The organism is Kitasatospora sp. NPDC057542, assembly GCF_042801945.1.
Taxonomy (GTDB): domain Bacteria; phylum Actinomycetota; class Actinomycetes; order Streptomycetales; family Streptomycetaceae; genus Kitasatospora.
In genome coordinates this window covers 1-7,878 of sequence record NZ_JBHVFE010000429.1, presented here as the reverse complement: position 1 = coordinate 7,878, position 7,878 = coordinate 1, and the positions used below count along the sequence as shown (strand labels likewise).

Genomic DNA, 7,878 nt, shown 5'->3' with positions numbered 1-7,878 from the left:
GGTGCGCGGAGCTGCCGGCCGTACTCGTCGTCCGGCTGCCGGACCGCACGCGCCCGCTGACGGGGTGACGCGCCCCCGAGCCACGGGCGCTCGGGCTACCGCTGCCCGGGCCAGGGCACCGAGGTCTCGACCCCCGTGGTGTAGTCGACGCCGGGGACGTCCCAGCCGTACAGCTGCCGGAACTGGTTGTAGAACCAGGCGGAGCCGGCCGGGTCGGCGGCCAGCGCGGCCATCGGGTCGGCCCACAGCTCCCGCACCCGGTCCTGCACGGCGGGGTCGAGCTCCCAGCCGTCCAGGCGGATGCGGCCCTGCCCGTCCAGGGTGAGCTCCTTCGCGCCGGTCAGCTGCTCCCACAGGTCCACGGCCTGGTCGTCGGTCGTGCGCCAGCCGTCCTCGCCGAGGACGTTGCGCAGCAGCGAGGTGTAGAGGGCGATGGAGGGGATGGCGGTGGACGCCTGGGTGACGGCCGCGCCGGCGACGACGGTGAACGCCCGGCCGCGGCCGGCGAGCAGCCCGGTCTGCAGCTGCCGGGCGGTGGCCTCCAGGTGTTCCTTGGCGGCGCCGATCGTGCCCTGCCGGTAGACCGGCGCGGTGATCTCGGAGCCGACGTAGGACAGGGCCACGGTGGTGAAGCCGGGACCGAGCAGGTCCTCGTCGGCCAGCGCCCGCACCCACAGCCCCCAGTCCTCGCCGCCCATCACCTTGACGGTCGCCGCCCGCTCGGCCTCGTCGGCCGGGGTGAGGTCGACGGTGCCGATCTGCGGGGCGCCGTCCTCGAAGAGCAGGGACGGCGAGGTGTACGGGGAGCCGAGCGGCTTGATCACCGAGTGGTGGACCTCGCCGGCGGCCGGGTCGGTGCGCCGCGGTGAGGCGAGCGAGTAGACGAGGTAGTCGACCGGGCCGTAGCGCTCGGTGAGGAGCTTGAGCACCTCGGCGCGGGTGGCGTCCGCGTAGGCGTCGGCGTTGACGAAGGTGAAGTCGCCTCCGCCCTGCTCGACCAGGGCGGAGGTCGCGGCGGTGCGGTACCAGCCGGCGGTGGCGGTGCGCCGCTCCGTGGCGGCACCCTCGTAGGCGACGCCGATGCCGCGGATGCCCTGGCGGCGCAGCCCGGCGAGCAGGAGCGCCTGGCCGTATCCGGCGCTGGCGCCGAGGACCAGCGCGACCGGGGCCCGACCGGCCGGCGCGGCGGGCTCGATGCGCCGCCACTGGCGGTCGACGGTGGCCTCGCTCCCGGCCGGGTGGGAGTTGACGATCAGGTAGCCCCGCTGTTTGGGGGTGATCTGCTGGATGCTCACGCGGTGGTGCCCTCTCCGATCCGGAGATCGTGATCAAGGTGTCGGTCGTCCGGAGCCTATCCGCGCCGTCGGGCGCCGCCTCTGCCATGCCGTCACGGAAGATGCGGCCCGTACTTGTCGGAGGTCGTCATTGCGGCGGTGTCCTGCTTCGGCTAACCGGAAGGCCGGTCACCGTGCGGACGGGTCGGCGGCACGCCCGGGGCGGTCCAGGCGCCAGACCACCGCGGTCCCGCTGCCGGCCGGGGCGACCGGCGGTGCGGCCGGCTCCCGCCGGAGTTCGGTGAAGCCCAGACGGCGCGGGACGGCGGCGCTCGCGGTGTTGGCCCGGTCGTGCACGATCTCCAGGTACGCCACCTCCGACAGGGTGAACGTCTCCTCGGCCAGCGCCGCCACCGCCCGGGTGGCGAGGCCCCGGCCGGTGGCGGCGGGGTGCAGCCAGTACCCGATGCGGCGGCCGCCGGGCTCGGCCGCACGGGCGGTCTGGCACATGCCGACCGGGGTGCCGTCCTCGACGATCGCGTAGTTGTACACCTCGCCGCTCGCCCACCAGGTGTCGCACCTGCCGAGCAGCGCGCGGGTGTGCTCCTCGTCGTGCCGGGCCACCCACGGCTCCCAGGGCCGCAGGTGGTCCAGCGACTCCTCGATCAGCGTGAAGGCAGCCTCGAAGTCCTCCTGCCCCCGCCAGCGTCGCAGCACGAGGTCTCCGCGCTCGATGACGTTCCTCGGTCGCCCCATGACGGCCGTGCTCCTTTCCCACGGCGCCCGCCGCAACGACCCGTGGTGAACCGCCCCGCGAGTGAACTGCCCCGCGCCGCACACCCGGTGATGGTCAGTGGCCGCCGCGCGGGATGTCGCAGCCGTTGCGGTCCGGGTAGCCCGAGAAGGCCTCCGCCCTGGCGGAGTCGGGGATCGTCGTCCCGGTCAGGCACATCCCGGTGGCCTGGACGACGAACCCGACGGTGGTCCGCCCGTTCTCGTACACCTGCACCTTCTCCGCCGGGTAGCCGAGGCCGGTGAGCCGGGCGCGGGTGCTGTCCGGGGTGTAGTCGTTGCCCGTGCCGGAATGCCGAGGCGCCCCCCGCCGGGTTCTGATCGTCGTCATCCCGCGATGATGCCCCGGCCGACCGGGCCGCGTCACCTCCCCGCGGCCGCCCGGCAGGCCTACCGGGAGCCGATGGGCGCAGGCCGTCCCCTCCCGGGGCTGCTCCTCCCCTTCCCCCGACGAACACCCCGGCCCCACCCGCGAGTTGTGGAGATTGGGTGCCCGTCGACTGCGCCGCCGCGCACCGGGTAGGGGCCGGACAGGGTCGCCGGCCCACCCGGGACCGGCGCCACGGCCACAGGAGGGTCGTTCGATGCAGATGCCCGCCCACCCGATGCCCGTCACCTTCCCCGACAGCCCGCTGCCCGACGTCCCGGTCGTCGCGGAGCTGCGGTTCGACCCGAGCCTGCCCTACGCGGCCTGCCTGGCGTTCCCGCTGACGCCCTGCGCGTGCGTACCGGCCGAGGCCCAGGTGTGCTGGTACTTCAGCCGCGAGCTGCTGACCGAGGGCCGGCACGCCCCGGCCGGCAGCGGCGACGTCCGGGTGAGCCCGGGGCACGAGGGCGAGGTCCTGATCACCCTGCGGGGGACCGACGGCGAGCAGGCCGTCCTCAGCGCGCCGGAGGAGGAGGTCACCGCGTTCCTCTCGGACTCCTTCCGGCTGGTGCCCGCCGGCGCGGAGTCCGACCACCTCGACGTGGACGCCGCACTCGCCCGGCTGCTGGCGGAGGACTGAGCGCCCGGGCGAGCGGCGCACGGATGACCGTGCCCGTTGCGCCGTTGGAGTGCTCTGGCACCGCCCACCGCGGCAACCGCAGCCCTCGGCCGCCCCGCGCGCCGGGAGGCCCACTAGGTTCCTGCCGTGGACGAAACCAGGGCTTCGAACGGGCGCGAGCCGTCCGCCGGCGAGCGTGTCGCGACCCACCTGGACGGGCGGCTGCCGGTCATGGAGGCAGGCCGGGAACTGCTCCGCAAGGTCTTCCCGGACCACTGGTCCTTCCTGCTCGGCGAACTCGCGCTGTACAGCTTCGTGGTGCTGCTGCTGACCGGCGTCTACCTGACGCTCTTCTTCGATCCGAGCATGGACGAGGTCGTCTACCAGGGCGCCTACCTGCCGCTCAGCGGCGTGCGGGTCTCCGAGGCGTACGCGTCGACGCTGCGGATCAGCTTCGAGGTGCGGGGCGGACTGATGATCCGCCAGATCCACCACTGGTCGGCGCTGCTGTTCGCCTCCGCGATCGGCGTGCACCTGCTGCGGGTGTTCTTCACCGGGGCGTTCCGCCGCCCGCGCGAGCTCAACTGGATGATCGGGGTGACGCTGTTCAACCTCGCGCTGCTGGAGGGGTTCTCCGGCTACTCGCTGCCCGACGACACCCTCTCCGGCACCGGCCTGCGGATCGCCGAGGGCGTGCTGCTCTCGGTGCCGCTGGTCGGCTCCTACCTCACCCTGTTCGCCTTCGGCGGCGAGTTCCCCGGGCACGACATCATCCCCCGGCTGTTCACCCTGCACGTCCTCCTGGTCCCCGGCCTGCTGCTGGCCCTGGTCGGGGCGCACCTGACGCTGGTGGTGACGCTGAAGCACACCCACTGGGCCGCCCCCGGCCGCACCAACCGCAACGTCGTGGGGATGCCCTTCTTCCCCCAGTTCCTGACCCGTACGGTGGGCCTGCTGTTCACGGTGGGCGGTGTGATGGCGCTGTCGGCCTTCCTCGCCGAGATCAACCCGATCTGGCGGTACGGCTCCTACCGCCCCGACGTCGTCGGGACGGGCGCGCAGCCGGACTGGTACATCGGCTTCATCGAGGGGGCCCTGCGGCTGATGCCGGCTGCGGAGACCAGGGTGCTCGGGCACACCGTGTCGTGGAACGTGCTCCTGCCCGCCCTGGTGGTGCCCGGCCTGCTGTTCACGGCGCTGTACGCCTACCCCTTCGTCGAACGCTGGCTCGACCCCGACACCGGCGAACACCACCTGTGCGACCGCCCGCGCAACAAGCCCACCCGCACCGCACTGGGCACCGCCGGGATCACCGTCTACGCCGTGCTGCTGATCGCCGGCGGCAACGACGTGATCGCGTACACCTTCGAGCTCTCCGTCAACGCGCTCACCGTGGCGCTGCGGACGGCGCTGATCGTGCTGCCGCCGGTGGTCTTCATGCTCACCCGGCGCCTCTGCCTGGCCCTGCAGGCGCGGGACCGCGCCCGGCTGCTGGACGGCGACGAGACCGGCCGGATCGACCAGTCCCACGACGGTGGCTTCTCCGGCCACCACCGCCCGGTGCCCGCGGCCGAGCGGTACGTGCTGCTGGCGCGTGCCGCGGCGGAGCCGGCGACCGCCCCGGAGGGGGCACCGCGGCACCAGCGGGTGCGCGCCGCGGCGAGCTCCTGGTACCACCGCGACCGGGTCGAACTCCCGGCCACCGAGGGGGAGTCGGAGCGCGTCGCGGCCGTCCTCACCGCCCCGGCCCACCCCGCTCCCCCGGCCGTCCGGGCGCCCGGGCCGTCCCGGGGCGGCCCGCTCCGGCGGCTGCTGCGCCGCCTCAGCCCGCGTCGTGGTCGCGGTACTGGAAGATGAAGCCGGCGACGGCGAGCGCGAGCACCAGCGCGCCGAGGACGATCAGCCACCGGGCGAAGACCAGCCCCAGCGCGAAGACCGTCACGCCGACCGCCGCGAGGACCGGGTAGCCGCTGCGGGCCGGGAAGAACCCCACCGGCCCGGCGGCCTCCGCGATCTCGGCCTCCTTGCGGTCCTGCGCCCGGCCGCCGCCCAGCCGCTGGTGCTGGACGAACCAGAACAGCGCGACCAGGCCGGACATCAGGAACGCCACCGTCAGGATCGCCTTGCCGGCCGGCTCCCGGGCCCAGAAGCCGTAGACCAGCCCGGTCACCGCGAAGAACACCGTCATGACGGCGAACAGCCACCCCTCCGCCTTCACCGCCCGCTCCCCCGCTCCCCGGTACGGCCGGACGGCTGCCCGGAGGTGCCGTTCGACGGCTCGTCCGTGGGCACCTCCGGATGGTGCAGGTCGAAGGCCGGGGACTCGGAGCGGATCCTGGGCAGCGCGTGGAAGTTGTGCTGCGGCGGGGGGCTGGAGGTGGCCCACTCCAGTGACCGGCCCCAGCCCCACGGATCGTCCTCGGTGACCCGGGTGCCGTGCCGGGTGGTGGTCCAGACGTTGTAGAAGAACGGCAGGTTGGAGACCCCGAGCAGGAACGAGCCGATCGAGGCGCACACGTTCAGCGCCGTGAAGTCGTCCACGGCCAGGTAGCTCGCATAGCGGCGCGGCATCCCCTGGGCGCCCAGCCAGTGCATCACCAGGAAGGTGGTCTGGAACCCCACGAACAGGATCCAGAAGTGCACCTTCCCCAGCTTCTCGTCGAGCATCTTCCCGGTGAGCTTCGGCCACCAGAAGTAGAAGCCCCCGAAGGTGGCGAAGACGACCGTCCCGAACAGCACGTAGTGCAGGTGGGCCACCACGAAGTAGCTGTCGGTGACGTGGAAGTCGATCGGCGGCGCGGCCAGCAGCACCCCGCTCAGCCCGCCGAACAGGAAGGTCACCAGGAAGCCGATCGACCAGAGCATCGGGGTCTCGAAGGACAGCGAGCCGTTCCACATCGTCCCGACCCAGTTGAAGAACTTCACCCCGGTGGGCACCGCGATCAGGAAGGACATCATCGAGAAGAACGGCAGCAGCACCTGGCCGGTGGCGAACATGTGATGCGCCCACACCGACATGGACAGCGCGGTGATGGCGATGGTCGCACCGATCATCCCGTAGTAGCCGAACAGCGGCTTGCGGCTGAACACCGGGATGATCTCGCTGACGATGCCGAAGAACGGAACCGCGACGATGTAGACCTCGGGGTGGCCGAAGAACCAGAACAGGTGCTGCCACAGCAGCGCCCCGCCGTTGGCCGCGTCGAAGGCGTGCGCGCCGAACTTGCGGTCCGCCTCCAGGCAGAGCAGCGCGGCGGTCAGCACCGGGAAGGCCAGCAGCACCATGACGGAGGTGAACAGCACGTTCCAGGTGAAGATCGGCATCCGGAACAGCGTCATGCCCGGCGCCCGCAGGCAGGTGATGGTGGTGACGAAGTTGACCGACCCCAGGATGGTGCCCAGGCCGGCCACCACCAGCCCGAACGCCCAGAGGTCCCCGCCCGCCCCGGGCGAGAACAGCGGACCGTTCAGCGGCGCGTACGCGAACCAACCGAACGAGGGCGCGCCCTGGGTGGTGAGGAAGCCGCTCAGCACCATCAGCCCGCCCAGCAGGAAGGCCCAGTAGGTGAAGGCGTTCAGCCGGGGGAAGGCCACGTCCGGCGAGCCGATCTGCAGGGGCATGATCGCGTTGGCGAACCCGGCGAAGGTCGGGGTGGCGAACAGCAGCAGCATGATCGTGCCGTGCATGGTGAACAGCTGGTTGTACCGCTCGTTCGACAGCAGCCCGGTGTCCGGCCCCAACAGCTGGGCCCGCATCAGCAGCGCGAGCACGCCCCCGACCAGGAAGAAGCCGAAGGCCGTCGCCAGGTAGAGGTTCCCAATGACCTTGTGGTCCGTGGTGAACAGCCAGCGCAGCAGCGTGCTGCCCTGCCGGACCCGCGCCCGGGTGCGATCCTGCGCCCGGGGCGGCGCGGTGGACGAAGCACTCATGGAACCTCCGCAGCGGAGCCGGTGACGCCCCCGGTCGCGGCGCCGACTCCCTCCCCGGCCCGGCGGAGGGCCCGCCCTCGCACGCCTTCGCCGACCCTAGCGGTGGCGGCCCGGGCCGCCGGGGCGCCACGCGGTACGGCCCGTCGACCGGGTGTGGCGCCGCTTTGCGGCCGGCTCAGCGCTCCCGCAGGCCGGGGACCACCTCGCGCAGGCGCTCGGCGCCGATCGCACCCGCCCGCAGCAGGACCGGCACCTCGCCGGTGATGTCCACGATCGAGGAGGGCACGGCGGCCGCGGTCGGGCCCCCGTCGAGGTAGACGGCCACCGAGTCGCCGAGCATGCCCTGGGCGGCGTCGCAGTCCTGCGGCGACTCGTGCCCGGTCAGGTTCGCACTGGAGACGGCCAACGGTCCGGTGGCGTTGAGCAGTTCGATGGCGACCGGGTGCGCGGGCATCCGCACCGCGACCGTCCCACCGGTCTCGCCGAGGTCCAGTTCGACCGACTCCAGGTGGCGGGCCACCACGGTCAGCCCGCCCGGCCAGAACTCCTTGACCAGCTCCCGCGCGCGCTCCGTCACCTCGACCAGCCCGTCCAGCGCCTCCGGGGAGCCGACCAGCACCGGCGAGGGCATGTTCCGCCCCCGGCCCTTGGCCCGCAGCAGGCGGTCGACCGCCTGCGCCGCGAAGGCGTCCGCGCCCACGCCGTACACGGTGTCCGTGGGCAGTACGACGAGTTCACCGCGGCGCACCGCGGCCACGGCCTCGCGCAGCCCGGCTGCGCGCTCCGAGGGGTCCGAGCAGTCAAAACGACGAGTCATCAGGGGTCTCCACCGGCGGGCCGCCGGCCCGCACCGTTCCTCCGGCCCGGCCACCTCTCCGACCGGACACGACCTGGTC

Annotated in this window: 8 protein-coding genes; 2 read left to right on the top strand and 6 right to left on the bottom strand. The window is 72.9% G+C overall.

Features of this window, described 5'->3' with window-relative positions; genetic code table 11:
• Positions 1-95 precede the first annotated feature (95 nt).
• From ACFU7Y_RS35375 to ACFU7Y_RS35365, 3 genes are all read right to left on the bottom strand, one after another.
• A complete protein-coding gene (locus tag ACFU7Y_RS35375; protein WP_224284373.1) occupies positions 96-1,295 on the bottom strand; it encodes an enoyl-[acyl-carrier-protein] reductase FabV in 1,200 nt (399 codons plus the stop codon).
• 168 nt (positions 1,296-1,463) lie between these two features.
• Positions 1,464-2,030 (bottom strand): GNAT family N-acetyltransferase, encoded by a 567-nt coding sequence (locus ACFU7Y_RS35370; protein WP_224284374.1) that lies wholly within the window; start codon positions 2,028-2,030, stop codon positions 1,464-1,466.
• Positions 2,031-2,124: 94 nt separating this feature from the next.
• Entirely contained in the window at positions 2,125-2,397 is a 273-nt protein-coding gene (locus ACFU7Y_RS35365) for a hypothetical protein (RefSeq protein ID WP_224284375.1), read from the bottom strand.
• Between the two features lie 253 nt (positions 2,398-2,650).
• Between ACFU7Y_RS35365 and ACFU7Y_RS35360 the strand changes: the two genes are divergently transcribed.
• Entirely contained in the window at positions 2,651-3,073 is a 423-nt protein-coding gene (locus ACFU7Y_RS35360; RefSeq protein WP_380770815.1) for an SsgA family sporulation/cell division regulator, read from the top strand.
• A 126-nt stretch (positions 3,074-3,199) separates the two neighbouring features.
• A complete protein-coding gene (locus tag ACFU7Y_RS35355) occupies positions 3,200-4,909 on the top strand; it encodes a cytochrome bc complex cytochrome b subunit (protein WP_380770814.1) in 1,710 nt (569 codons plus the stop codon).
• Here the strand turns inward: ACFU7Y_RS35355 and ACFU7Y_RS35350 are convergent.
• The 3 genes from ACFU7Y_RS35350 to ACFU7Y_RS35340 form a co-directional block, all read right to left on the bottom strand.
• Positions 4,875-5,270 (bottom strand): cytochrome c oxidase subunit 4, encoded by a 396-nt coding sequence (locus ACFU7Y_RS35350; protein WP_224285260.1) that lies wholly within the window; start codon positions 5,268-5,270, stop codon positions 4,875-4,877. The two genes, ACFU7Y_RS35355 and ACFU7Y_RS35350, sit on opposite strands and share 35 nt — an antisense overlap.
• Positions 5,267-6,982 (bottom strand): cytochrome c oxidase subunit I, encoded by a 1,716-nt coding sequence (gene ctaD / locus ACFU7Y_RS35345; protein WP_380770813.1) that lies wholly within the window; start codon positions 6,980-6,982, stop codon positions 5,267-5,269. The genes ACFU7Y_RS35350 and ctaD overlap by 4 nt, the downstream gene beginning before the upstream one ends.
• Before the next feature lie 175 nt (positions 6,983-7,157).
• Positions 7,158-7,799 (bottom strand): L-threonylcarbamoyladenylate synthase, encoded by a 642-nt coding sequence (locus ACFU7Y_RS35340; RefSeq protein ID WP_224284676.1) that lies wholly within the window; start codon positions 7,797-7,799, stop codon positions 7,158-7,160.
• Positions 7,800-7,878: the final 79 nt, after the last annotated feature.

What these genes read in the sequence shown, in the direction of transcription:
- ACFU7Y_RS35370 (WP_224284374.1), bottom strand. Translation starts at nt 2,030, where the DNA reads ATGGGGCGACCGAGGAACGTCATCGAGCGCGGAGACCTCGTGCTGCGA.
- ACFU7Y_RS35365 (WP_224284375.1), bottom strand. Translation starts at nt 2,397, where the DNA reads ATGACGACGATCAGAACCCGGCGGGGGGCGCCTCGGCATTCCGGCACG.
- ACFU7Y_RS35360 (WP_380770815.1), top strand. Translation starts at nt 2,651, where the DNA reads ATGCAGATGCCCGCCCACCCGATGCCCGTCACCTTCCCCGACAGCCCG.
- ctaD (WP_380770813.1), bottom strand. Translation starts at nt 6,982, where the DNA reads ATGAGTGCTTCGTCCACCGCGCCGCCCCGGGCGCAGGATCGCACCCGG.
- ACFU7Y_RS35340 (WP_224284676.1), bottom strand. Translation starts at nt 7,799, where the DNA reads ATGACTCGTCGTTTTGACTGCTCGGACCCCTCGGAGCGCGCAGCCGGG.